The sequence below is a fragment of the Pseudomonas extremorientalis genome, from assembly GCF_024584605.1.
Taxonomy (GTDB): Bacteria; Pseudomonadota; Gammaproteobacteria; order Pseudomonadales; family Pseudomonadaceae; genus Aquipseudomonas; species Aquipseudomonas extremorientalis.
In genome coordinates, this window is the sequence record NZ_CP089519.1 from 2,433,781 (window position 1) to 2,458,443 (window position 24,663).

General features: G+C 62.3%; 19 protein-coding genes and 2 pseudogenes. 11 read left to right on the forward strand and 10 right to left on the reverse strand.

Translation table 11 applies throughout. The features are described 5' to 3' along the window. Nucleotides 1-38: 38 nt before the first annotated feature. A complete protein-coding gene (locus LUU92_RS11070; RefSeq protein ID WP_257103609.1) occupies nt 39-1,367 on the reverse strand; it encodes an MFS transporter in 1,329 nt (442 codons plus the stop codon). 65 nt (nt 1,368-1,432) lie between these two features. Then, entirely contained in the window at nt 1,433-2,401 is a 969-nt protein-coding gene (locus LUU92_RS11075) for a hydroxyacid dehydrogenase (protein ID WP_071491472.1), read from the reverse strand. Between the two features lie 275 nt (nt 2,402-2,676). Here LUU92_RS11075 and LUU92_RS11080 point away from each other — a divergent pair, with 275 nt between their 5' ends. After that, nucleotides 2,677-3,351, forward strand: a complete 675-nt coding sequence (locus LUU92_RS11080) for an RraA family protein (RefSeq protein WP_071491471.1) — start codon at nt 2,677-2,679, stop codon at nt 3,349-3,351. Then, nucleotides 3,348-4,568 carry an MFS transporter gene (locus LUU92_RS11085; protein ID WP_083351571.1) on the forward strand — a complete coding sequence of 407 codons (1,221 nt, stop codon included), beginning with the start codon at nt 3,348-3,350 and terminating at the stop codon, nt 4,566-4,568. The genes LUU92_RS11080 and LUU92_RS11085 overlap by 4 nt, the downstream gene beginning before the upstream one ends. A gap of 37 nt (nt 4,569-4,605) precedes the next feature. Here the strand turns inward: LUU92_RS11085 and LUU92_RS11090 are convergent, their stop codons facing one another. After that, the gene (locus tag LUU92_RS11090; RefSeq protein ID WP_093127992.1) at nt 4,606-5,496 is read right to left on the reverse strand and encodes a proline iminopeptidase-family hydrolase; all 891 of its coding nucleotides are present in this window, start codon (nt 5,494-5,496) and stop codon (nt 4,606-4,608) included. An 80-nt stretch (nt 5,497-5,576) separates the two neighbouring features. Further along, on the reverse strand, nt 5,577-6,335 hold the full coding sequence (locus tag LUU92_RS11095) for a helix-turn-helix transcriptional regulator (RefSeq protein WP_071491469.1): 759 nt from the start codon (nt 6,333-6,335) through the stop codon (nt 5,577-5,579). A 139-nt stretch (nt 6,336-6,474) separates the two neighbouring features. On the opposite strand from LUU92_RS11095, the gene LUU92_RS11100 reads away from it, so the two are divergent. Continuing rightward, nucleotides 6,475-7,845, forward strand: coding sequence for an APC family permease (locus LUU92_RS11100; RefSeq protein ID WP_093127995.1), 1,371 nt, complete (start codon nt 6,475-6,477; stop codon nt 7,843-7,845). Nucleotides 7,846-7,888: 43 nt separating this feature from the next. Here the strand turns inward: LUU92_RS11100 and LUU92_RS29190 are convergent. From LUU92_RS29190 to LUU92_RS11110, 3 genes and pseudogenes are all read right to left on the reverse strand, one after another. Continuing rightward, nucleotides 7,889-8,431 (reverse strand): annotated as a pseudogene (locus LUU92_RS29190) (methyl-accepting chemotaxis protein); the annotation flags it as partial. 321 nt (nt 8,432-8,752) lie between these two features. Then, a pseudogene (locus LUU92_RS29195) lies at nt 8,753-9,832 on the reverse strand (HAMP domain-containing protein); the annotation flags it as partial. 143 nt (nt 9,833-9,975) lie between these two features. Then, nucleotides 9,976-10,866 carry a bestrophin family protein gene (locus tag LUU92_RS11110; RefSeq protein ID WP_071491466.1) on the reverse strand — a complete coding sequence of 297 codons (891 nt, stop codon included), beginning with the start codon at nt 10,864-10,866 and terminating at the stop codon, nt 9,976-9,978. Nucleotides 10,867-11,313: 447 nt separating this feature from the next. Here LUU92_RS11110 and LUU92_RS11115 point away from each other — a divergent pair, with 447 nt between their 5' ends. Together LUU92_RS11115 and LUU92_RS11120 are read left to right on the forward strand one after the other, a co-directional pair. Further along, complete coding sequence (locus tag LUU92_RS11115) at nt 11,314-12,177, forward strand: hypothetical protein (protein WP_257103611.1); 864 nt, start codon at nt 11,314-11,316, stop codon at nt 12,175-12,177. Nucleotides 12,178-12,203: 26 nt separating this feature from the next. Continuing rightward, the gene (locus LUU92_RS11120) at nt 12,204-13,229 is read left to right on the forward strand and encodes a GGDEF domain-containing protein (RefSeq protein WP_257103612.1); all 1,026 of its coding nucleotides are present in this window, start codon (nt 12,204-12,206) and stop codon (nt 13,227-13,229) included. Nucleotides 13,230-13,245: 16 nt separating this feature from the next. Here the strand turns inward: LUU92_RS11120 and LUU92_RS11125 are convergent, their stop codons facing one another. Continuing rightward, the gene (locus LUU92_RS11125; RefSeq protein WP_170856087.1) at nt 13,246-13,545 is read right to left on the reverse strand and encodes an ArsR/SmtB family transcription factor; all 300 of its coding nucleotides are present in this window, start codon (nt 13,543-13,545) and stop codon (nt 13,246-13,248) included. A 92-nt stretch (nt 13,546-13,637) separates the two neighbouring features. Between LUU92_RS11125 and LUU92_RS11130 the strand changes: the two genes are divergently transcribed. Together LUU92_RS11130 and LUU92_RS11135 are read left to right on the forward strand one after the other, a co-directional pair. Then, nucleotides 13,638-14,729, forward strand: a complete 1,092-nt coding sequence (locus LUU92_RS11130; protein WP_071491463.1) for an NADH:flavin oxidoreductase/NADH oxidase — start codon at nt 13,638-13,640, stop codon at nt 14,727-14,729. A 191-nt stretch (nt 14,730-14,920) separates the two neighbouring features. After that, entirely contained in the window at nt 14,921-17,047 is a 2,127-nt protein-coding gene (locus LUU92_RS11135; RefSeq protein ID WP_257103613.1) for a TonB-dependent siderophore receptor, read from the forward strand. 70 nt (nt 17,048-17,117) lie between these two features. On the opposite strand, the gene LUU92_RS11140 is transcribed toward LUU92_RS11135, so the two are convergent. Both LUU92_RS11140 and LUU92_RS11145 read right to left on the reverse strand, forming a co-directional pair. Next, nucleotides 17,118-17,840: a FadR/GntR family transcriptional regulator gene (locus LUU92_RS11140; protein WP_071494877.1), complete on the reverse strand. Its 723-nt coding sequence runs from the start codon at nt 17,838-17,840 to the stop codon at nt 17,118-17,120. 48 nt (nt 17,841-17,888) lie between these two features. Beyond that, nucleotides 17,889-19,625, reverse strand: a complete 1,737-nt coding sequence (locus tag LUU92_RS11145) for an IlvD/Edd family dehydratase (protein ID WP_071491460.1) — start codon at nt 19,623-19,625, stop codon at nt 17,889-17,891. Nucleotides 19,626-19,818: 193 nt separating this feature from the next. Here LUU92_RS11145 and LUU92_RS11150 point away from each other — a divergent pair, with 193 nt between their 5' ends. From LUU92_RS11150 to LUU92_RS11165, 4 genes are read left to right on the forward strand one after another with little or no spacing between them, the layout of a single operon-like run. Next, complete coding sequence (locus LUU92_RS11150; protein ID WP_071491459.1) at nt 19,819-21,141, forward strand: MFS transporter; 1,323 nt, start codon at nt 19,819-19,821, stop codon at nt 21,139-21,141. A gap of 15 nt (nt 21,142-21,156) precedes the next feature. After that, nucleotides 21,157-22,146 (forward strand): AraD1 family protein, encoded by a 990-nt coding sequence (gene araD1, locus LUU92_RS11155; RefSeq protein WP_071491458.1) that lies wholly within the window; start codon nt 21,157-21,159, stop codon nt 22,144-22,146. A gap of 11 nt (nt 22,147-22,157) precedes the next feature. Continuing rightward, complete coding sequence (locus LUU92_RS11160; protein ID WP_071491457.1) at nt 22,158-23,738, forward strand: aldehyde dehydrogenase (NADP(+)); 1,581 nt, start codon at nt 22,158-22,160, stop codon at nt 23,736-23,738. Nucleotides 23,739-23,774: 36 nt separating this feature from the next. Next, on the forward strand, nt 23,775-24,638 hold the full coding sequence (locus LUU92_RS11165) for an SMP-30/gluconolactonase/LRE family protein (protein WP_071491456.1): 864 nt from the start codon (nt 23,775-23,777) through the stop codon (nt 24,636-24,638). The last annotated feature ends 25 nt before the right edge of the window (nt 24,639-24,663 follow it).

Below are 24,663 nucleotides of genomic sequence, written 5' to 3' on the forward strand. Positions count from 1 at the left end.
AAGGGCAGTCGAATCATCGTGCTGCCCCTCCCGCTTTTTCAGGTCGCGTTGGCAGGTTTATTGAGTTGCGCCGTTTCGCTCATCTGCTTGCGCCCCATCAGCAACACCATGATCGCACCAGCGGCACACAGCGCCGCCAGCGGCAGCAATGCAAGGGCGTAGCTGCCTGTAGCGTGATGAATGGTTCCATACACGTTGACCATGATGCCGCCGCCTATCAGGTTGGCCATCGCGCCTACGGCGGCCAAGCCAGCGGCTGCGGTGGAGGATGAAAGCCAGGTCGAGACCAGCGCCCAGAACGGTCCTTTCATGGAGTACGCACCGATCAGCACCATTGACAGCATGAACACCGTGGCGACCAGCGAAGAGGTCACCAGCGCCAGCAGCAACCCGCCGGTGATCAGCAACAGGGTGAGTGCGGTATGCCAGCGGCGTTCACCGGTCTTGTCGGAGCTGCGGCCCCACACAATCATCAGAATGGACGCGAGCCCGTAGGGGATGGCGTTGACCATGCCGATTTCCAGGTTGTCCAGGCCAAACGTCTTGAGCAGTTGCGGCGCCCATACACTCATTGTGCTGCCGGCCGCCGATGCGCCGGAATAGATCAGTGCCAGCACCCAGATGTGCTTGTGGCGCAGCAGTTTCCACAGGGAGATATGCCCGATGGCGGTCTTGCGGTTGCGCTCTTCGTCGAGGCGGCCAGTGAGCCAGTGGCGCTGCTCGTGGTTCAGCCATTTGGCTTGTTCCGGGCGATCAGTCAGCACGAACAGGCAGGCGATGCCCAGCAGTACAGCGGGAATGCCTTCGATGATGAACAGCCAGTGCCAGCCACGCATGCCGAACCAGCCGTCCAGGCTCAACAACAAGCCGGACAGTGGTGAGCCGATGAAGTTGGCGCCGGGAATCGCCACCATGAAAATCGCGACCATGCGCCCACGGTATGCCGCTGGCAGCCAGTAAGTGAGGTACAGCAGCACGCCCGGGAAGAATCCTGCCTCGGCCGCGCCCAGCAGGAAGCGCATCACATACAGCGAGTTGGCGCCGGTAACAAACGCTGTGCCGGCGGAAATCAGGCCCCAGGTAACCATGATCCGCGCAATCCACACCCGTGCGCCGAAGCGCTGCAAGGCCAGGTTGCTCGGCACTTCCACCAGGAAGTACGAGACAAAGAACAGGCTGCTGGCAAAGCCGAAGATCGCCGGGGTCAGCCCCAGGTCCTGGTTCATTTGCAGCGAGGCCATGCCGATGTTGCCGCGGTCGATGATCGCCAGCAGGTAGCAAAGGATCAGGAACGGCAGCAGTCGCCACGCCACCTTGCGCATGGTTGAGCGCTCGATGGCGCTGATGTCGGTAGAACTGATAGGCATGACTCTCTCCCGTATTGTTTTTTTTGGAGATGCGTGATGAGCCCGCATGTAACCGGCGGGAGATGTCAGTGTGCGTAGAGGTGGCGGTTGACCACAGCACGCGGCGGCGGCGCGATGCCGTCCCAGAAATCGATGATTTGTTGCAGGGCCAGCAGGCCCACTCGGTCCCGCGCTTCGGCGGTATTGGCCCCCACATGCGGTGTGGCTACCAGGGTAGGCAGGCCCCATAGCGCCGAATCGGCGGGAGGGGGTTCGGGGTTGAACGTGTCGAGTCCGGCGCCGGCAATCTGCCCGGTGCTCAGGGCGTGGACCAAGGCTTCGGTGTCGATCAGTTCACCGCGCGCCGTATTGATCAGGAGGCTGCCGGGGCGCATGCGCTTGAACTGCGCCGCGCCAAACAGGTTGCGGTTATGTTCGGTCAGTGGGCAATGCAGGCTGATGATATCGCAGCTTGTCAGCAGGTCATCAATGTCGTCGACGCGCTCCACATTCGGCAGTTCCGGCAAGTACGGGTCGAACACCTTGATGGTCATGCGCAGCGGCGCCACCAGTTCCATCAGGATTCGTCCGATGCTTCCCAGGCCCACCAGGCCCAGGGTCTTGCCGGACAGTTCGATGCCCACTGAAGTGGCTTTGTCCCAATGCCCGTCACGCATCCGTGCGTCGAGCAGGGCGGTCTGGCGCGCCACGCTGAACATCAATGCCAAGGCGTGTTCGGCCACCGATTGCGCGTTGGCGCCCAGGGCGATAGTTACCGGGATCTGGCGTTCGGCGGCGGCGGCGATGTCGATGCTGTCGTAGCCGACGCCGTGCTTGGCGATGATCTTCAGTGCGGCCGATGCGTTGATCATCTCCCGGGTCAGTTGGCCCTGGCGCACGATGATTGCGTCCGGTTGTTCGCGGGCAATGATCGCGATGAGTTCATCGGCCGGTGCGTAGGGGGTGGTAGGGATGACGCGCACGCCGTGGGAGGCGGCGTGGGTCATGGCGTCGGCGGTCAATTCCGGGCCGGTCAGCAGGAGGGTTCGGGTCATTTCTGTGCACCTTGGTGTTTTTGTCGGTGTGCGGTAGTGACTGGAAATTATCATAATGAAACGGCGTTGCAATAAATAATTTTTTTATCGTCGCTTCAAAGTCGGCCAAATACAGTACCCAACCTTGCCAGATAGGGTTTTGTGCTGGTTTTTCAGGAGTTGTACCGCTGGTCATTTGATGCCTGGATTGGGCTTGAGTCTTGTTGATTTGAATTTGTGGTGTTAATTTCGAAATGGTGTTTCAAAATAAACAAAAATCATCAGAGGAATACCCCATGTCCATCGGATTCAGAGTGCTCAAGCAGCAACGCAAGGTCGCCGTTGAGTGGGTCGAGCGTTACCGGAGCGTGCCTGTCGCCAATATCAGCGACTCCATGCACCGCCTTACCGCCGGCGGCGCAAGCCTGCAACCGATGCATCGCACGGGCGTATTGGTCGGGCCGGCGCTCACCGTAAAGGCGCGGCCGGGGGATAACCTGATGCTGCATCACGCGCTGGACATCGCCGAGCCCGGCGACGTGATCGTGGTGGATGCCGGCGGTGACCTGAGTAATGCGCTGATTGGCGAGATGATGGTGGCGTACGCGATCAAGAAAGGTGTGGCGGGTATTGTGATCAACGGCGCGATTCGCGACGCAGCCAGCATCGGCACCGGGGATTTCCCGGTGTTCGCCGCCGGTATCACCCATCGCGGCCCTTACAAGGACGGACCTGGCGAGGTGAATGTGCCGATTGCCCTGGCCGGTATGGTGATCGAACCCGGCGATCTGGTGATCGGTGATGAAGATGGATTGCTCTGCGTGCCGTTTGAGCAGGTCGGTGAGGTGTATGATCGCGCCAGTGCCAAACATGCCGCCGAACAGAAGCAGTTGGAACAGATTGCACTGGGCGAAAACGACCGCTCCTGGGTCCTTGAATCCCTGAAACAAAAGGGCTGTGAGTTTATTTGAATCCTGCGTCTACCTCCCGATGGCCCACGCCCATCCGCGCGCTGCGCCATCGCAATTTCCAGATCTACTTTGTCGGTCAGGGTCTCTCGACCCTGGGCAAGTGGGTGCAACAGGTCGCGCTGTCATGGCTGGCCTACCACCTGACGGGCTCGGCCGTACTGCTGGGGGCCATTGCGTTTTTGACGCTGTTGCCGCAGCTGTTGGTCGGGCCGCTGGCGGGCGCCTGGTCCGACCGCCACGACAAGCGTCGCCTGTTGATGGCGGTGCAGGCCGCCCTGGCCCTGCAATCGCTGGCCCTGGCCGTGCTGACCTGGCAGCAGTGGATGGGCCGTGAGGTGATCATCGCCATGGCGCTTCTGCTGGGTTTGCTCAACGCCCTGGAAACGCCTCTGCGCCAGGCCTTGATCGCCAGCTTCGTCGATGACCCCAACGACCTGCCCAATGCCCTCGTGCTCAATGCAATGCTGATCAACGCCGCGCGCTTTATCGGCCCACCGCTGGCCGGTTTGCTGATCAACTGGAGCGGTGAGGCCGGTTGCTTCCTTCTCACCGCTATCGCCTTCGGTATGTTGCTGATCGGGCTGGGCAAGGTGCAGAGTCGTGCGCCCGTGCGGGCAAAGGGGTCGACCGGGGAGATTTTCCGCGAAGGCCTGCGCTACCTGTGGGGCACACTGTCCATCCGGCGCTTGCTGATCAGTGTGGTGATGGTGAATCTGCTCGCCTCCTGCTACACGGTGCTGCTGCCGATTCTGGCCAAGCACACGTTCAGCGGCGACGCGCAGACTCTGGGCTGGCTATGGGGCGCTGCGGGCGCGGGGGCTTTTGTGGCCACGATCTTTCTCGCTTTCGCTGGCAGCACCTCGCGATTGGGCCGCATCATCGCCATGGGCGCGGTGGTCTGTGCGGTTTCGTTATGCGCGGTGGCGGCCGACCCACCGCTGTGGCTCACGCTGGTTGCGCTGGCGGGGTTGGGCTTTGGCATCACGGCGAGCAATGTCAGCAGCAACATGACTCTACAAAGCGCCGCGCCCGAAGCGTTGCGGGGCAGGGTGATCGCGTTCTATATCGCCATGCGCTTCGGCTTTGAAGCCATCGGCGGGTTACTTGCAGGCTTGTTGGCGGCGGCGCTGAGTGTGCAATGGACACTGCTGCTGGCGGGCGGTTTACTGGGGCTTTATCAGTTGGCGAGTTGGCGGATCAGCCGCGCGCGCGGGTGAGAACACCCCCGCACGGCCCACGGCTTGACCCGGCATGCTAGCTCGGTTGCTGTTCCAGAAATGCCGCCACACAGGCCATGCACGCTTCTCGTTCTTCCACGTGGGGCATATGACTGGACGCCTCGAATATCTGCCACTGCACGTTGGCGATTCCGTCGGCGAATGGCTGCACCGTTGCGGGGGTGGCTTCATCGTAGCGACCGGAAATCAACAGCGTCGGCACCTGGATGCGAGGCAAGCGATCAATGATCGTCCAATCGCGCATGCTGCCGATCACGTGGAATTCGGTGGGGCCGTTCATGGCGTGGTAGACCGTGGGGTCCGCATCGATGGCAGCGAAGGTGCGCGCCACTTCGGCGGGCATCGGCTGGATGCGGCATACATGGCGCGCATAGAACACGTCCGATGCTGCGCGGTACTCGGCGCTGGAGGTGGTGCCTGCTGCTTCGTGGCGTTGCAGCGTTGCCTGCACATCCGCAGGGAGTGCCTGGCGTAGCTCATTCGCGGCCTCGGACCACAGCGCCATGGACGCCGGCGAGTTGGCGATGATCAGTGCCTTGAGGCCGACCGGCTGGCGTACCGCATGCTCGGCCCCCAGAATGCCGCCCCAGGATTGGCCGAGCAGCGCGTAATCACGGATACCCAGGTGAGCGATCAGGTTGTTCAGTTCGGCGAGAAACAGGTCCACCACCCAGTATTCGCGGGGCGCATCCGGCAGATGGGTCGAGCGGCCATTGCCGATCTGGTCGTAGTGCACCACCGCCCGACCGGTGGCGGCCAGGTCCTTGAAACTGTCGACGTAGTCGTGGGTGCAACCGGGGCCGCCGTGGGCAACGATCAGGGGCAGGCGCCCCGAGTCCGGATCGCCCGTGACCCGGAACCATGTCCGGTGCCCACGGAACTCGGCATAACCTTCGCGAACCTGCATGCTGTGTACCTCCTGGGGATCAATGAGGTACAGGCTAGTCAAAGCGTGCCGTCAGGGGCACTGGCAAAAGTTATAGGTTCTCAGATCTCCACCAGCCGGTAATGCAGGCCACGGACCACCGCTTCCACGCGGTTGCGCGCGCCCAGTTTGCGCGCGGCACCCACCAGGTGCAGGTTGACCGTGGCCTGGGACCGGTTGAGGGTGGCGGCGATGCCCTTGGCCGTAAGCCCCTTGGCCGAATGTTGCAGGCACTCGCGTTCGCGGCGGGTGAGGTGGATGTGGGTGCAGCAGCGTTCGGCCGGCGCCAGCAACTCGCTGGCCCTGGACTGGAAGGCATGGGCCAGTACCAGCATCTCGCCCAGGTTGTGCTGGGCTTGTCGTTCGGCGCCGTCGGGCGTGCCGTCGACAATGGCGGTCAGTGTGGCAAAGCCGCCATCGGGCAAGTGCAGCGGCACGGTCAGTCCGGTGCTCAAGCCATAGTCGCGAATGTAGTGAGCCACCGGGCGATGGGCGTCGGTGAGGGCGCCGTTCCAGTGCGTGTCCGCGCTGAATGACCAGACAAATGGCGTGGTCCGGCGGGCTGCGCATTGCTGCACCGGGTCGATCTGGTAATAGCCGCGCTCACACCACAACGTGTGCATGTCGGTCGGGGCATTCAGGGTCTTGAACACCGACGGTGTGATCAGCGCCCCCTCGTGGCTCACCGGCACGGGGGCGTAATCGTAGATCAGCGTCTTGAAACCCAGTTGGTCGGTGGCGGCCTGAACCTCGGCCAGGCACGCGTCCAGCGTCGTGGTGTGGGCGAGTTGCTCGCTGAATCGCATCAGGTCGGTGTGCATGGCGCCTCCGGGCGTTGGGTTGCGCGGTTTTCCAAGCAAACAATCTGCCAAGGCCAAAACCTAGTATTTTTCAGGATACAGCTGCCGGCCTGTAACGCCCTAGAGTGAAGCTTCTGTCCAACCCTTGCGGAGCGTCATCATGATCGATCCTTCCACCCCCGGTGACAGCGCGGAGCTTGCGCGTTTCGGATATACCCAACAACTCAAGCGCCAGCTGAGCCTGGGCGACCTGCTGATCTACGGCATGGTGTTCATGGTGCCGCTGGCGCCATTCTCCATCTTTGGCGGGGTGTTCGACGCCAGCCACGGCATGGTGCCGCTGACGTACCTGATCGGCTTCGTCGCCATGCTGTTCACCGCGATCAGCTACCAGCAGATGTCCCATGCGTTTCCGGTCGCCGGTTCGGTGTATGCCTATGTGGGGCGTGGGCTGAACAGCCAGCTGGGGTTTCTTGCGGGCTGGGCGATCCTGCTCGATTATCTGCTGGTGCCGACGTTGCTGTATGTGATCGGTGCCAATGCCATGGCCAATGTGATCCCCTCGGTGCCTCAGCCATTGTGGATCGTGTTTTTCGTGGTACTGAACACTCTGGTGAACCTGCGCGGTATCCAGACCACTGCGCGCGCCAATCGCTTGTTCCTTTATGGGCAGTTGGTGGTGCTGGTGGTGTTTGTGGTGCTGGCCAGTATCGCGATCAGCAACGGCGTGAATGGTGCCAGTTGGACCCTGAAGCCACTGTACAACCCGGCTGAGTTTTCCCTGCCGCTGATCTTCAGCGCATTGTCGGTGGCGGTCCTGTCGTTCCTGGGCTTCGATGCGATCTCCACGCTGTCGGAGGAGACCCGTGGCGGTAGCCGGGCGGTGGGGCGTGCGACCTTGTGGGCACTGGCCCTGGTAGCGGCATTGTTCATGGTGCAAACCTGGTTGGCCGCGCTGTTGCAGCCCAACCTGGTGCAGTACCCGGATGCCGATGCGTCGAACAACGCGTTCTACGAAATCGGCCGCCTGGTGGCAGGCCCGTGGTTGCAAGTGGTGATCGCCCTGGCCGTGGCCATCGGCGCCGCCATCGCCAATTCCCTGGTGGCCCAGGCCGCCACCTCGCGCCTGCTGTTTGCCATGGCCCGCGATCGCCAACTGCCGCAGTTTCTCAGCCAGGTGCACCCGGTCACCGGCGTGCCGCAGCGCGCCACCTTGTTGGTCGCGGGCTTGAGCCTGGTGCTGGGCTTGTTCTTCGTGGGACAGATCAACCTGCTGGCGTCGATGTGCAACTTTGGTGCGCTGAGTGCGTTCCTGCTGCTTCATGTCGCCGTGGCCTGGCACTACCGCGGCGCCGGTCGTCGGTTGGTGCATGGGCTGGTGCCATTGATCGGCTTTGTGATCATCAGCTATGTGCTGGTCAACTCTGATATCTATGCCAAGGTCGGCGGCACGTGCTGGCTTGCGCTGGGGATTGTCGTGTTGGTGTTCTTCAAGGCCACCGGGCGCTCCACGGAGCTTCAGGTGGGGTGACCGATCCTGTGGAGCCGGCAAGCCGGCCCCTGCGGAGGATGGATCAGAACTTGAAGCGTCCCACCAACCCTTTGAGCTGCCCCGAAATATCCGTCAGCCGACCCGACCCGGTCTGCGCCGAATGGGCAAACCCCTCGACCAGTTGCGCATCGGCATGGATCTGCGCGATGTGGCGGTTGATCTCTTCGGCCACCTGGTGCTGTTCTTCGGCGGCGGTGGCGATCTGGGTGTTCTGGTCGCGGATCGAGTCCACCGAGCCACGGATCTTGTCGAAGCTGTCGCGGGCCTGCTGGATGCGCTCCACGCTGGTGTGGGACACCAGCAGGCTGCCTTGCATCTGCTGGGTCACTTCCTGGGTGCGACGGGCGAGGTTGCCGAGCAGGCTGTCGATCTCGCCGGTGGAGTCGGCGGTGCGACGGGCGAGGGCGCGGACTTCGTCGGCGACCACCGCAAAGCCACGGCCCTGGTCACCGGCACGGGCGGCCTCGATGGCCGCGTTGAGCGCCAGCAGGTTGGTCTGTTCGGCAATCGAGCGGATGGTGTCGAGGATGGTGTTGATGTTTTTGCTGTCCTGCTCCAACTGCTGCATGGTCTGGGTCGAGCGTTGCAGGTCTTCGCTGAGCTGAAGCACGCTGCCGGTGGCTTCGCCGATGTGCTGCTGGCCGTCGTGCACATCGCGGTAGCCTTCGTCGGCACTGGTGGCGGCGGCACTGCAGGAGCGCGCGACTTCATTGGCGGTGGCCACCATTTCGTTGAACGCGGTGCTAACCAGTTCCACCGCTTCACGCTGGCGACCGGCGGCCTGGTTCATGTTGTGCGCGACTTCGCTGGTGTCGGCGGCGGCGGTTTGCAGGTCGGACGAGGCGTTGCCGATGCGCTGTACCAACTGGGCGATCATGCTCAGGAACTGGTTGAACCAGCCAGCCAGGCTGGCGGTTTCGTCCTTGCCCTGCACCTTGAGCTGGCGGGTCAGGTCGCCTTCACCTTCGGCGATCTCTTGCAGGCCGTCGGCCACGCCGCGAATCGGACGTACGATCACGCTGGCGAAACTGGCGCCGACAATCGCGAAGACCACGGCCAGCGCGGCGGCAATCGCCGCGATCAACCAGGTGAGGTGGGTCGCGCCGGCCATTACTTCGTCGCGTTTGATCAGGCCGATAAAGCGCCAGCCCAGGTCTTTGGAGCTGACCATGTTGGCCATGTAGGCCACGCCATCGATATCGATCTGGCTCACACCGTCGCCGCGCTTGGCCAGCTCGGCGTAGTTGGGGCCCAGATCGGCCAGGGGCTTGAAATTGTGCTTGGCGTCGCTGGGGTCTACCAGCACGTTGCCGTTGCCTTCCACCAGCATCAGGTAGCCGCTGTCGCCGAGCTTGATGTTGCGCACCAACTCGGTGAGCTGCTTGAGCGACACGTCCAGGCCAACCACGCCGAGGATCTTGCCGGCGGCGTCGGTGACGGTGTGCACGGTGCCGATCAGCGTCACGTCGTCCGGCGCCCAATAGTAGGCCCCGGTGCGCACGGTTTTACCCGGCGCGGCGATGGCGGCCTGGTACCAGGGGCGTACGCGCGGGTCGTAGTTGTTCAGCTTGGTGTCGTCGGGCCAGCTGGCGTAACCGCCGTCGGCGAGGCCCAGGGACAGGTAGGCGGTGCTCGGATGGCTCTTGGCGAACTGGTCGAAAATCTCCAGCAGCGCTGTGTTGGTGGGCGTGAGGGGGATTTGCGCGGCATCGGCGCCGGCGTAGCTCTTGAGGTCCTTGGCCGCGACAACGCGCGGGTCCTTGGCCACATACTCGACGTTCTGGCTGATGCCGTCGAAGAACTGCTTCATGCCATTGTCGATCTGGCGGATCTCGCGGCCGCTGCTGTCGAGGAAATTGGCCTGGGCCCCCTCGCGCAGATTCAGTACAACCAATACAGCGACCAAAATAACCGGGACGCACGCGATGGCGGCAAACGCCCAGGTCAGCTTTTGCTTGATATTCATGACTTCACCCGCGGGTATTTATAATTTTGGCAAGGAGAAAACAGTAGCGTCGAGCGTCGCATGTGTTGTTTTAAGGAGTGTGGCCCATGCGTACCCTCTGTATATCGACTGCGCGGGCACGCACTTGAGGGCTGAGGGAGGGTTTAACCGATGCGCTCGCCACCCAGCGCATCACGCTGCATCGACTGCAGGTTTTTTTCGATGGTTTCGCAGATGGTGTCCATCTGGATCTGGTGTTCGCTGGAGTTGAAGGGGCTTTGCAGGTCGGTGCCGATGCGCTCGATGGCCAGCAGCATGAACCCCACCACCGTCGAGGCCAGCGGGGTGAACCAACCCAGGGACTCCACCAGGCCCACCGGCACGATCAGGCAGAACAGCGAGATAAACAGCCGCGGGAAATACACGTAAGGGTAGGGCAGCGGGGTGTTGGCGATCCGCTCCATGCCGCCCTGGGCGTTGGACAGGTCCACCAGGGTCGACTCCAGCCGCGCCAGACGGATGCTGTCGAGGTGACCGGCCTTGTACTCGCGGGCCAGCAACGCCGCCGAGCCGGTGAGGATATCGTTGGCAAAGTTGTTGGTGGCGCCGTTGCGCGCAAACTCGTCACCAGGGATAAACGCGCGGACTTCTTCGGGGCAAGGCTGGCCCTTGAGGTGCGCGGCCAGGCAATTCACATAGGCCACATGACGACGCAGCAGGGTGGCCTTGACCGGGTTCACTTCGTCGTCGGGGTCGTCCAGCAGGGTCAGTACCTGGCGCGCAAAACTGCGCGAGTTGTTGACCATCGCGCCCCACAGTGTGCGGGCTTCCCACCAGCGGTTGTAGGCACTGCTGTTACGGAAACTGATCAGCACCACCAGCGCCGAACCCAGCAGGGTCAGAGGCATCAGCGGCAGATTGATCTTGTAGGTGAGAAACAACATGAAGTCCACGGTGACGGCGACGTCCCACAGCAGCAGCCAGAACAGCGCCCAGCCAACGTAGCCCATGGTTTTGATGATCAGGCGGTACTTTTTGAGGATGGCGGCTTTCAAACGGAGACCTCGCGGTGAGTGGCAGGCAACGGTGCCTTAGCTCGGACGCGGGTCGCGGTGAAAGGTTCGCCCCAGGGCCTGAATCGTTTAAGTAGCGCTCACCGGCTCCCATGAGAGTCGTCGCAATTCTTCCAGTGCCGCCAGGATTCAATGGCATCGGCGAACAGGTCGATTGAACAGTTTCATCACAACGCTTGGATATATTTAAAAGCAGCGAAGCACCGCAGCTGTCATGGGCGTGTATGAGTGGGTTGTTTTAGGGACGCCAATACGTTTTGGAACAATTTTGGTAGCGATGATGTCTGTCGGGTTAATCGCGATACATTGCGCTCGAGGCAAAACGCCATCACTGGTGGTGTTTACGACGTGAGTTGTTGTGAGACCTGGTTGCAGAAGTGCTGCGCCATCGATCAGTGAATTCCAGTGGGTTGATCAGGGCTCTTTCTCATGTGCGTCAGTTCGTTGAAGTGGGCGTTGGATCATTCCGCGCGGGTGTTGGAACGTCACGGGGAATTTGAATGCAGTATTCGCGCGCACTACGCCATTCTGCTGGTTCCCTATTCAAAACGACCGTTTTTCTACAAGACAGCGTTGAAGTTCAACCGTTTGATGGTGTCCTTCACGCTGCTGAGTGAATATTTCTCCAAGCCCGCGCCGTTGTTGTCCGACGTGAAAGCGTTCTGCGTGGCTCGCGGCTTCTGTTCCAGAAACAGCCTGGAGTCGATCTTCCTGCTGTTCCGGGCACTGGGGTTCATGAAGGTCGCCGGCCACCCTGACGACAGCCGTTTCCGAGTGTTCAGCCCATCGGCCCAGGCCTGCCATGAAGTCAGGTCGATGCTCAATTCCGTGGTGCAGCCGCTGGGACCAATGTGCCCCAGTGAAGCGCAGGTCCAGCGGATGAGTGAGTTGGACGACCGAGCCTTCCTGGCACTTTATTTCAAAGGGTTTGCCACCCTTCTTTCAAATAAGCTGACCATCGATGTATTGCTGCCTGAATGTGACTGGCTGGTTAACCGCGATGCCGGACATATGCTGATGTTGGCGATTTATAACGATGCCTGTTCCTTGGACTGTCAGGGCGCAAGTTTCAGGACGTCTTCTTATCTTTCACTGGCGACGCGACTTTCAGTGTCCAAGACCCATGTGATTCGTCTGGTTCAGGAGGGTGTTGAAAAAGGTTGCTTTAAAGTGCATTCCAAGACGCAGTTGGAAGTATTGCCGCCCTTTGTAAAGTTGGTGCGCCGTTTCATGGCGTATTCATTTGCAATCACCCTGCAAAGTATCGAATTGGGCCAAGCCAACAAAATATAGGCAACTTATGCGCAGGGAGTGTTGAGATGCCGGCTGACTTAAAGCTCAGGCCAAGGATGCAGAGGTTATTGTCGCCCGCTGTTGCCCAGGCGGAATCGATAGGTCTGATTGCCTGGTGGTGGGTGCTCTTGGTGGATCCGGTGCTGGAGTTCGGGTGGTACACCGTGCTCATTACCGTGTGTTTGACAGCGTTGTGTCGATTTCACCGGCGGTTGACCAATTTCCTGGCCTGGCGGGCGTTCGGTGTGGTCTATATGGCGGTGTTGGCCGGCGGCTTTGCGTTGGTGATGCAGACCGATCAGGCGTTGCAGGTATTTGCTCTACCGCTGGCGGTGATTCTGGTGCTGAGCAGTGCCTTGCTCTTTATCGCAGTCCAGGATTTCTTGATAGGCGCTGCATTGATCTGGTCGATGCTGTGGCCAGCTGTTCATATGTCGATCTACGTCGGGGTTGAGGTTTACCTGGTGATGTTCTGCCTGGCGTCGGTGTCGATCGGCTTTATCCTGAATTATTCCTACGTGAAGAACCTGCGCTCTGTGTTGCTGGTCGAGAGTGAGTTCCGGGAACTGGCAGAAACGGATTACTTGACCTCCATCCTTAACCGCAGGGCCTTTATCGAACGTTTCGCCAAGGTGATCGCCGAGGGGCAGTGCGGCTATTTCATGATGCTGGATATTGATAGCTTCAAGTTGAAAAACGACCAGTTTGGCCATGATGTCGGTGACAAGATTCTCTGTGCGATGGCGCACTGCCTGAACGCCACGCCGGGCAGCGACAGCTTCGGCAGGATCGGGGGAGAGGAGTTCGGCGTGTTGCTGGTGGGAGATGACCCTGGGGCGGCCACTGATTTTGCCGTGCGGCTGCTGCAAGCGATCCGTGGCAGTGTCCCGCCGCCCCATCACTACACGTGCAGCGCGGGTATGACGCATTTCTCGGTGGGTGCCGATATGTCAGTGGTACTCAAATGCGCCGACCGCAACCTGTATGCCGCCAAGCACAATGGCAAGGACTGCGTGTATCTGGATGGCGAGCCAGTGACCGCTTCCAGATGAAACGGACAGATGGGCCTCAGTGCTGGGCCAGAATGCTCGCGAGCAAGCCGGGGAAGCGGCTTTCCAGGTCGTCCGCGCGCAATGCATTCATGTGCGTGGTCCCCACGCTTCGGGTCTGCACCAGCCCGGCATCGCGCAACACCCGAAAGTGATGGGACATGCTCGACTTCGGTCGCCCACCGTCCAGTTCGCCGCAGGTAGCCTCGGGCACGCCGGCCAGGCAGCGTACGATTTCCAGGCGCACCGGATCACTCAGGGCGTATAGCACGCGCTCAAGGGTGAGGTCTTGCAGGGGAGGGTGTTTGAAGGCTCGCATGAAATGAATCATAACAGGGGGCTATCGTTGAATACCATAGTTCGATTACCATCGAACTATCGAATCAACCACCTGCTCATTGGAGTTGCCCCATGGCCGCATTGTTCGAACCGTTCCAACTAAAAGATGTCACCCTGCGCAATCGCATCGCTATCCCGCCGATGTGCCAGTACATGGCCGATGATGGCATCGTCAACGATTGGCACCTCGTGCACCTGGCCAGCATGGCCCGTGGCGGTGCCGGCCTGGTGGTGGTCGAAGCCACTGCCGTCGCGCCGGAAGGTCGTATCACCCCAGGCTGCGCGGGGCTTTGGAGTGATGCGCATGCCGAGGCGTTCGTGCCGATGGTCCAGGCGATCAAGGCTGCCGGTTCCGTGCCGGGCATCCAGATTGGCCACGCCGGCCGCAAGGCCAGCGCCAACCGTCCGTGGGAAGGGGACGACCATATCGCCGCCTCCGACGCCCGCCGTTGGGAAACCATCGCACCCTCGGCCATTGCCTTCGGTGCCAACCTGCCACAGGTGCCTCGCGCCATGACCCTGGACGACATCGCCCGGGTGCGCCAGGACTTCGTCGACGCCGCCCGCCGTGCCCGCGACGCCGGTTTTGAATGGATCGAGCTGCACTTCGCCCACGGCTACCTGGGCCAGAGCTTCTTCTCCGAGCACTCCAACCAGCGCACCGACGCCTACGGCGGCAGCTTCGACAACCGCAGCCGTTTCCTCCTGGAAACCCTGGCTGCCGTGCGCGAAGTCTGGCCGGAAAACCTGCCGCTCACCGCACGTTTCGGTGTGATCGAGTACGACGGTCGCGACGAGCAGACCCTCACCGAGTCCATCGAACTGGCCCGCCGTTTCAAGGCCGGTGGCCTGGACCTGCTGAGCGTCAGCGTCGGTTTCACCATCCCCGACACCCACATCCCGTGGGGGCCTGCGTTCATGGGGCCGATCGCCGAGCGCGTGCGTCGCGAAGCCGGTATCCCGGTTACTTCGGCCTGGGGCTTCGGCACCCCGCAACTGGCCGAAGGCGCGTTGCAGGCCGGGCACCTGGACCTGGTGTCGGTGGGGCGTGCGCACCTGGCCGACCCGCATTGGGCGTACTTCGCGGCCAAGGAACTGGGGGTCGAGAAGTCCTCGTGGACCTTGCCTGCGCCTTACGCGCATTGGTTGGAACGTTATCGCTGAGGTCACGCGTCAACGATGAGCCACTCGATTGAGTGGCTTTTTTTTGCCTGTGTCAGCGCTGATACACAGGCGATGCGCAAAAAATAGCGAATGAGAATAGATGTCAAACGCGAATGACTTGATATACCATCCCTCGCGAATTCTTGGCAGGTTTGCCGTCCCATCTGGCTCATTCACTAGGTTCCACACCCATGCGTCGTACCCTGATTTCCCTCTGCGTGCTTCAGGCGTTTTCCCCGTTCACCTGGGCAGAGGTTGCTTCTACCGAGAAAGCCAGCCTTGAGTTGCAAGCGACCAATGTCACCGGCGAGGCGGACTACGAGACCGCCCAAGGGCCGGTGCAGGGCTACCACGCCACACGTTCAGCCAGTGCGACGCGCACCGACACCTCGATCCATGAAACCCCGCAGTCCATCAGCGTGGTGTCCAGGGCGGTGGTCGAAGACATCGGCGCCACCCGCCTGCAAGACGCCCTGGATTACGCTGGCGGTGTCGGCCGCGCCAACAACTTCGGCGGGCAGGGCCTCACCACCTTCACCGTGCGCGGCTTTACCACCGGCGAGTTCTACCGCAACGGTTTCCCGATCAACCGTGGCTACCCGAACATGCCGGACGCCAATACCATCGAACGCCTGGAAGTGCTGCGCGGCCCGGCGACCATGCTCTATGGCCGTGGCGATCCCGGCGGCACCTTCAACGTGGTGACCAAGCAACCGTTGGCCGAACGCACGGTCACTCTCGGCAGCCAATTGAATGACCAGGGCATGAAGCGCGGCACCCTGGATGCCTCCGGCCCGTTGGACGAGGAGGGCCGCCTGGCCTATCGCCTGAACGTGGTGGGCGAGGGCGGCGACACCTTCCGCGACCATGTGGAGACCGAGCGCTACGGCGTCACCCCGGTGCTCACCTGGCAGGCCAGCGACGACACCAAGGTGATCTTCGAAGGCGACTTCATGCGCAACAACCACCCGCTGGACCGCGGGCTGACACGCTTTGCCAATCAGAAAGGCACGCCTTCGCGCGACACTTTCTGGGGCGATAAAGACGTCGGCAAGTTGCACAACGACAACAGCATGGCCCAGTTGCGTTTCGAGCACCTGCTCAATGACAACTGGACCCTGGGCGGTGGTTTTCAATGGCTCGATGGCACCCTGCAAGGCAACGCCATCGAAGCCAACGGTCTGGCCGCTGACGGTCGTACCCTGGGTCGCAACTTCAACTACCGCAAGCTGGAGTGGACCGACAAGGACACCCAGCTCAACCTCACCGGGCATTTCTCCACGGGCGGTTTTGACCACACCCTGCTCACCGGCGTCGAGTTCGAAGACTACGACTACAAGTCGATCATCCAGCGCTCCAGCGGGGCGGTGGGTACCTATCCCATCGACATCTTCAACCCGGTCTACGGCCAACCACGCCCGACGCTCACGCGCACGCCGACCCACGACAAGGAAAACCTCAAGACCTACGCCGCCTTCGTCCAGGACCAAGTGGCCCTGACCGAGCGCCTGAAAGTACTCGCCGGCGCACGCTTCGAGCGCTTCGAGCACGACTACCACACCTATGTGCCAGGCGGTAAAAGCTGGGAGGCCAGTGATAATGCAGTCACCCCGCGCGTAGGCGTGACCTACGACCTCACCGACACTGTCGCGGTGTACGCCGATGCCGCTCGCTCGTTCAAGCCGAATACAGGTGCCAGCCGCCAGGGGGGTGGGTTTGAGCCGGAGAAGGGCAAGTCCTACGAAATGGGCATCAAATGGGAAGCGCTGGATCGTCAACTGAGCGTCGATGCTGCGGTTTACCAGATCGAGAAGAAAAACGTGCTCACCACCGACCCCCTGGACTCGACCTTCAGTGTCGCCGCCGGCCAGGTGCGCAGCCGCGGCTTCGATCTCAACGTCGCCGGCAACCTCACCCCTGAATGGCGCGTGATTGGCGGCTACGCCTACGTCGACGCCGAAGTCACCAAAGACAACACCATCCGCGTCGGCTCACCCCTGGCCAACATCCCGCGCAACAGCTTCAGCCTGCTCAATGTCTACGAATTCCAGGACGGTCGCCTCAAGGGGCTCGGGCTGGGCGCGGGCGCCAAATACGTCGATGAACGTGCCGGCCAGACCTCCAACACCGCCTTCTCGATGGACGCCTACACCGTGGTCGACCTGCTGGGCTACTACAAGGTCAACGACAAGGTGCGCCTGAACCTGGATGTGAAGAACCTGTTCAACCGTGATTTCGAGGAAGGCGCGTTCGGCAACTTCTACGCCTACCCAGGTGCGCCACGCACGGTGCAGGTGGGCATCGCCTACACCCTCTAATGCCTAGCACAGTTTCAATGTGGGAGAGGGCAAACCCCCTCCCACATTTGGTTCTGTGTACCCCTTGAAGTCAGAGCGGCGTAAGCACGTTCATCACCGTATCCAACGCCACCCGCGTGTCATCCAGCTGCACCAGCGATGCATGCCGGGCGCCGAGGGCGTCGCGGTTCTGGATCGCGGTGAGGATCGCCTTGTGCCGGGGCAGGCTCAGGCCCTGGATGTCCGGGCGGCGGTTGGTGATGTTGATCGACTCGCGCAACGGCAGCGACAGCATGTTGCACATGTAGGCGAGCAGGTCGTTGCGGGTGGCGTCGGCGATGGCGCGGTGGAAGTCCAGGTCGGCCTGCAATAGCTGTTCGTGGGTCTGCGCGGTTTCCATGCCCAGGTAGGCTTTTTCGATGGTGGCGATGTCTTCATCGGTAGCCGTGGTCGCGGCCATGGCGGCGATCTCCGGCTCGAGGATGCGTCGCACACCGGCCAGGGTGTTGAAGAACTCACTGTGGGGCGTGGACTGCATCAACCAGGACAACACGTCCGGGTCGAGCAGGTGCCACTTCAATCGCGGCCGCACCACCGCGCCCACCCGTGGCTTGGAATACACCAGGCCCTTGGCGCTGAGCACCCGCGTGGCTTCGCGCAACACCGAGCGGCTGACCTGGTACTCCTCGCAGAGCGTGGCCTCCATGGGCAGCCGTTCTTCGGGCTTGAAGCGGCCGGAAACGATGTGCATGCCCAAGTCCTGAACGATCTGGGCATGCTGGCTCTTGCGCGGCTTGGGCGGCTGGTGATCCATGACGACGGGGAGGCTCTGGCTTAAAGACGCGGCATCATAGCATCCCAATTAGTGGGAATGCCGTGGGACTTCCGCCCCACGGCAACCCACCAGGAAGTCAAAGTCGCAGCCCTGGTCGGCCTGCAGCACATGGTCGATGTACAGCTGGCGGTAGCCGCCGACGATGAGGTTCTGCGGAGGCGCCAGGTCTGCCATGCGTGCCGCCAGCTCTGCGTCGGGGATGTCCAGGTGCAGGCGGCCGTTGGCGCAGTCCAGTTCGATCCAGTCGCCTTCCTTGACCGTGGCCAATGGTCCGCCGGCAGCGGCTTCCGGCGCCACGTGCAACACCACCGTGCCGTACGCCGTGCCGCTCATGCGTGCATCGGAAATTCGCACCATATCGGTCACGCCCTGGGCCAGCAGCTTGGCCGGCAGGCCCATGTTGCCGACCTCGGCCATGCCCGGGTAGCCCTTGGGGCCGCAGTTTTTCATGACCAGGATCGAGTTGGCGTCCACGTCCAGCTCCGGGTCATTGATGCGCGCCTTGTACATGTCGAAGTTTTCGAACACCACCGCACGGCCACGGTGCTGCATCAGTTCCGGGCTGGCGGCGGAGGGCTTGAGCACCGCGCCCAGCGGCGCCAGGTTGCCGCGCAGCACGCAGATGCCGCCGTCGGCGCGGATCGGGTTGTCGAGTGTGCGGATCACCTCGTCCTGGCCGTAGATCGGCGAGTCCTTGGTGTTCTCGCCCAGGGACTTGCCGTTGACGGTCAGGGCATTCGGGTGCGGGATCAGGTTGGCTTCACCCAGGCGGCGCAGCACGGCGGGCAGGCCGCCGGCGTAGTAGAACTCTTCCATCAGGAAGCGCCCCGAAGGTTGCAGGTCGACGATGGTCGGCATGCCACGGCCCATGCGGGTCCAGTCGTCCAGGTCGAGTTCGACGCCGATGCGCCCGGCGATGGCCTTGAGGTGGATCACCGCATTGGTCGAGCCGCCGATGGCCGCGTTCACACGGATCGCGTTTTCAAACGCCTCTTTGGTGAGGATCTTCGACAGCTTCAAGTCTTCGCGCACCATCTCCACGGCACGCATGCCCGACATATGCGCCAGCACATAACGCCGCGCATCCACCGCCGGAATCGCCGCGTTATGGGGCAGGGAAGTGCCGAGTGCCTCGGCCATGCAGGCCATGGTCGACGCGGTGCCCATGGTGTTGCAGGTGCCCGCCGAGCGCGACATGCCGCCTTCGGCTGCAAGGAAATCATCCAGGGTGATGGTGCCGGCTTTCACTTGTTCGCTGAGCTGCCACACCACGGTGCCCGAGCCAATGTCCTGGCCTTTGTGCTTGCCGTTGAGCATCGGCCCGCCGGTGACCACGATGGCCGGCACGTCGCAACTGGCGGCGCCCATCAGCAGGGCCGGGGTGGTCTTGTCGCAGCCGGTCAGCAACACCACGCCGTCAATCGGGTTGCCGCGAATCGCCTCTTCCACGTCCATGCTCGCCAGGTTGCGGGTGAGCATGGCGGTGGGACGCAGGTTCGACTCGCCATTGGAGAACACCGGGAACTCCACCGGGAAGCCACCGGCCTCGATCACGCCGCGTTTGACGTGCTCGGCGATCTGACGGAAATGTGCATTGCACGGGGTCAGCTCCGACCAGGTGTTGCAGATGCCGATGATCGGCTTGCCATGGAACTGATGGTCGGCAATGCCCTGGTTCTTCATCCAGCTGCGGTACATGAAGCCGTTCTTGTCGGCGGTACCGAACCACTGGGCGGAGCGGAGGCCGGGCTTTTTATCAGGCATGATCGATTCTCTTATTGTATGACTATATGTTCTATGCGTGCTTAAACATAAGCGCAAAAACGCTGCTTTGGAAGAGTTGTTTTGTAAATAGTCCTACTATATAGTCGATCTCAACTGAGGTATGACCCTGGCGGATTTTCGCGAGAGGCGTCCCCCGAGCTTCTATAAAAACAACAATCGGAGATCGACCCCCATGAGCCAGGAACTGCGGCTTATTCGGCGCATCACGCTGAAACTGATTCCCTTCCTGATCCTGCTGTACCTGATCGCCTACGTGGACCGTTCCGCCGTGGGCTTCGCCAAGTTGCACATGGGCGCCGACGTCGGCATTGGCGATGCTGCCTATGGCCTGGGTGCGGGGTTGTTCTTCATTGGCTACTTCCTGTTCGAGATCCCCAGCAACCTGATGCTCGACCGCTTTGGCGCACGCCGCTGGTTTGCGCGGATCATGATCACCTGGGGCGCCATCACCATCGGCATGGCCTTTGTGCAGGGCCCGCACAGCTTCTATGTGATGCGCTTTCTGCTCGGCGCGGCGGAGGCGGGGTTCTTTCCCGGCGTTCTCTACTACATTACCCAGTGGTTCCCGGTGCGCCATCGCGGCAAGATCCTCGGGCTGTTCATCCTGTCGCAACCCATCGCGATGATGATCACCGGTCCGGTGTCCGGCGGTTTGCTGGGCATGGACGGCATCCTTGGCCTGCACGGCTGGCAATGGCTGTTCATCGTGATTGGCACCCCGGCGATCCTGCTGACCTGGCCGGTGCTGCGCTTCCTGCCAGATGGCCCTGAACAGGTCAGTTGGATGAGCGACGACGAAAAGGCCTGGCTCACCGGCGAACTCGCCAAAGACCTGCAAACCTACGGCCAGACCCGTCACGGCAACCCGCTGCATGCCTTGAAAGACCAACGCGTGTTGCTGCTGGCGTTGTTCTACCTGCCGGTGACCCTGAGCATCTACGGCCTGGGCCTGTGGCTGCCGACCCTGATCAAGCAGTTCGGCGGCACTGATCTGGTCACCGGCTTTATCTCTGCGGTGCCGTATCTCTTCGGCATTATCGGCCTGCTGATCATCCCGCGCAGTTCCGACCGTTTGAACGACCGCTACGGCCACCTTGCGGTGCTCTACGTGCTGGGCGCCATTGGCCTGTTCTTCAGTGCCGCGCTCAGTGTGCCGGTGCTGCAAATGGCGGCGCTGTGCCTGGCGGCATTCGCGATGTTCTCCTGCACGGCAGTGTTCTGGACCTTGCCCGGGCGCTTCTTCGCGGGCGCCAGTGCGGCGGCGGGCATTGCGTTGATCAACTCGGTGGGCAACCTCGGCGGCTATATCGGCCCGTTCGTGATCGGCGCGCTCAAGGAATACACCGGCAACCTCGCTTCGGGCCTGTACTTCTTGTCCGGGGTGATGCTGTTCGGGCTGGTCCTGACCGTTGTGGTCTACCGCCTGCTCGAGCGCAGGCACGTCCTGCCTGCCGACCAATTTGCCGCCAGTGCCCGTGGCGCCACCCGACCTTAATCCAGGAGAACAGTCATGCGTTTAGTTCAGTTCGAGTTGCGTAACGGAGACCGCCGTGTCGGCGTGGTCGACGCCACCAAGGTGCGCGAAGTACAGACAGCCCGCAGCGTGCGCGAATTGGCCCTGGCTGCCATCGACGCCGGCGTAGGCCTGGCGCAACACGTGGACAGCCTGGGCCTGGGCGACAGCTATGACTACGCCGCGCTGCTGGCCGACTTGAAAATTCTGCCGCCGCTGGACCACCCGGACCCGGCCCATATGCTGATCAGCGGCACCGGCCTGACTCACCTGGGCAGTGCCTCGGCGCGGGACAAGATGCACCAGGCCGGCGACGACAGCGCATTGACCGACACCATGCGCATCTTCAAATGGGGCGTGGAGGGCGGCCGTCCACCGGCTGGCCAGGCGGGTGTGCAACCCGAGTGGTTCTACAAGGGCGACGGCAGCATCGTGGTGCGCCCCGGCGCAGCCTTCCCGGTGCCACCGTTTGCCGAGGATGCCGGTGAAGAGCCGGAGATCGGTGGTCTGTATGTGATCGGCCCGGACAGCAAGCCCTATCGCGTCGGTTTTGCGGTGGGCAACGAATTCTCCGACCACATCATGGAGCGCAAGAACTACCTGTACCTGGCCCATTCCAAACTGCGCAGTTGCAGCTACGGCCCGGAGTTGCGCGTGGGCGAGTTGCCCCAGCACCTGGCGGGCACCAGCCGCATTCTGCGCAACGGCGAAGTGATCTGGCAGAACGAGTTCCTCAGCGGCGAGGCCAATATGTGCCACAGCCTGGAGAACCTTGAGTACCACCACTTCAAATACCAACAGTTCCTCAAGCCCGGCGATGTGCACATCCACTTCTTCGGCACCGCCACGCTGTCATTCGCCGACGGTATACGGACCCAGGTCGGCGATGTATTCGAGATCAGCCAGGCCGAGTTCGGTGCGCCGCTGGTCAACCGTGTCGGCAGCAGCGCTGCGGCGTTCGAACCCGGCAATGTCATCACCCTTTAATGGAGAACCCCATGACTCAGTTTCTCGGCCACAACTACATCGGCGGCCAGCGCAGCGCCAACGGCAGCGTGACCTTGCACAGCGTCGATGCCACCACCGGCGAAGCCTTGCCCCAGGCCTTTTTCCAGGCCACGCCGCAGGAAGTCGACGCCGCCGCCAAGGCTGCCGCGCAGGCCTACCCTGCGTACCGCGCCTTGAGCGCATCGCGCCGTGCACAGTTCCTGGATGCGGTGGCCGATGAGCTGGACGCGTTGGGGGATGATTTTGTCGAACTGGTCTGTCGCGAAACCGCGCTGCCGGCTGCACGCATCAAGGGCGAGCGCGGGCGTACCAGCGGCCAGATGCGCCTGTTCGCCACGGTGCTGCGTCGCGGCGATTTCTACGGTGCGCGCATCGACAAGGCACTGCCCGACCGCCAACCGCTGCCACGCCCGGACCTGCGTCAATACCGCATCGGCCTGGGGCCGGTCGCGGTGTTTGGCGCGAGCAACTTCCCCCTCGCATTTTCTACGGCGGGCGGTGATACAGCGGCTGCTTTGGCGGCAGGCTGCCCAGTAGTGTTCAAGGCCCACAGCGGGCATATGGCGACCGCCGAACGCGTGGCCGATGCGATCATCCGCGCGGCCGAGGCCACCGAGATGCCGGCCGGTGTGTTCAACATGATCTTCGGCGGTGGCGTGGGTGAGGCGCTGGTCAAGCACCCGGCGATCCAGGCGGTGGGCTTTACCGGCTCGCTCAAGGGCGGGCGTGCCTTGTGCGACATGGCGGCGGCGCGCCCGCAGCCGATCCCGGTGTTTGCCGAGATGTCGAGCATCAACCCGGTGATCGTATTGCCCCAGGCCCTGACCGTGCGCGCCGACAGCGTCGCGCGTGACCTGACCGCCTCGGTGGTACAAGGCTGCGGCCAGTTCTGTACCAACCCTGGCCTGGTCATCGGTGTCGCGTCGCCTGCATTCACCGCGTTCACCCAGCAAGTCGCGCAACTGATCGGCGAGCAACCGGCCCAGACCATGCTCAACGCCGGCACCCTGGGCAGCTACGGCAAAGGCCTGGAAAAACTCCTGGCGCACCCGGGCATCCAGCACCTGGCGGGCAACCAGCAGGCCGGCAATCAGGCGCAACCACAGCTGTTCAAGGCCGATGCGAGCCTGTTGGTCGACGGCGATGAAGTGCTGCAGGAAGAAGTCTTCGGCCCCACCACCGTGTTCGTCGAAGTCGCCGACCAGGCCCAACTCAACGCCGCCTTGCACGGTCTGCACGGTCAACTTACGGCGACGATCATTGGCGAGCCCGCCGACCTGCAACAGTTCGCCGAACTCACGCCGCTGCTGGAGCAGAAAGTCGGGCGCATCCTGCTCAACGGCTACCCGACCGGCGTGGAAGTCTGCGATTCGATGGTGCATGGCGGACCGTACCCGGCCACCTCGGATGCCCGTGGCACCTCGGTCGGCACCTTGGCCATCGAGCGTTTCCTGCGCCCCGTGTGCTTCCAGAATTACCCTGATAGCCTGCTGCCCGACGCGTTGAAAAACGCCAATCCGTTGCGCATCCAGCGGCTGGTGGATGGCACACCATCTCGCGAACCGCTGTAACGCACACCTGAGAACAACAACAATCCAGGAGGCATCATGTCGTGTATCGCCGTTACCCCGCACCGTGCGCAATTGGGCGAGGGACCGTTCTGGGACGCGCCCACCCAGGCACTGTACTGGGTGAATATTGCCGGCAAACAGGCACTGCGCCTGATGGGCGGGCAGTTGCGGGTGTGGCAGTTGCCCGAGCATGTCTCGGCGTTCATCCCGTGTGAGGGCGGCGATGCCCTGGTGACCCTGAGCAGCGGCGTGTACCGCCTCGACCTGGCCACCGAGGCCCTGACCCTGCTGTGCGTGGCCGACCCGCAACCCGGCAACCGTGGCAATGAAGCACGCTGCGATGCCCAGGGCCGGCTGTGGCTGGGCACCATGCAGAACAATATTGGCGAGCAGGGTGAAGACCTGCCCATCACGCGACGCTCCGGCGGCCTGTTTCGTATCGATGCCGATGCGCAGGTCACACCGTTGCTCAGCGGCCTGGGCATTCCCAACACCTTGCTGTGGAGTGATGACGGTCGGCAGGTGCATTTCGGCGACAGCCTGGACGGCACGCTGTACTGCCACGCTATCCAGCCAGACGGCCAACTCGAATCCGCGCAGGCGTGGTTCGGTCCCCACGAACGTGGCGGGCCGGACGGTTCGGCCATGGATGTACAAGGCTACATCTGGAACGCCCGCTGGGATGGCAGTTGCCTGCTGCGCCTCACGCCCGACGGCACCGTCGACCGCATCATCGAGCTGCCCGTCAGCCGCCCCACCAGTTGCGTGTTCGGTGGCCCGAACCTCACCACCCTGTACATCACCAGCGCGGCCAGCCCGTTGGAACACCCCTTGGATGGCGCGGTATTGGCCATCGAGGTCGATGTGCCTGGAAAACCCTGTCATCGCTTTGCCGGATAAGTCCCCCTTTAAAAACAACAACAAG